At 67.0% G+C, this 364-nt stretch carries 1 protein-coding gene; it reads left to right on the top strand.

Going from position 1 to position 364, the window contains the following annotated elements:
• Positions 1-259 precede the first annotated feature (259 nt).
• Positions 260-364: hypothetical protein (locus ACFR9S_RS12995; protein WP_379818837.1), on the top strand; the 105-nt coding region annotated here is incomplete at its 3' end.

Below are 364 nucleotides of genomic sequence, written 5' to 3'. Positions count from 1 at the left end.
CGAGGCGGGAAAACTCGCCGAAGGCGAGGCAAACCGCCTCGAAGCGAGCGGCGAACGGAGTGAGCCGCGAGCAGTGAGGGCTGTGCGGGGCGGTGCGGTCACAAGTGGTCTAGCTCACTCCGCGGTCGTGCTTGCGGTCCAAACACCGGATTCCGCGGCCTAAACACCGAACTCCGTGCACTCCACCATCGCAGAAAACGCCCGACCCACGCAGTAGCCGACACCTCTTGAACCACAACAGCAGGGGAGCGGAGGACTTTTGCGCCGTCCTCCCGCCGCTTCTGCCATGACCGAAGAGGAGGGGCTGACCTACGCGGAGGCGGGCGTCGACATCGCCGACAGCGAGGCGGCGACGGCCGCGCTG

Origin of the sequence: Halolamina salina, from assembly GCF_042678005.1 — an archaeon.
GTDB lineage: Archaea > Halobacteriota > Halobacteria > Halobacteriales > Haloferacaceae > Halolamina > Halolamina salina.
This window is presented reverse-complemented; position numbering and strand designations above follow the sequence as displayed.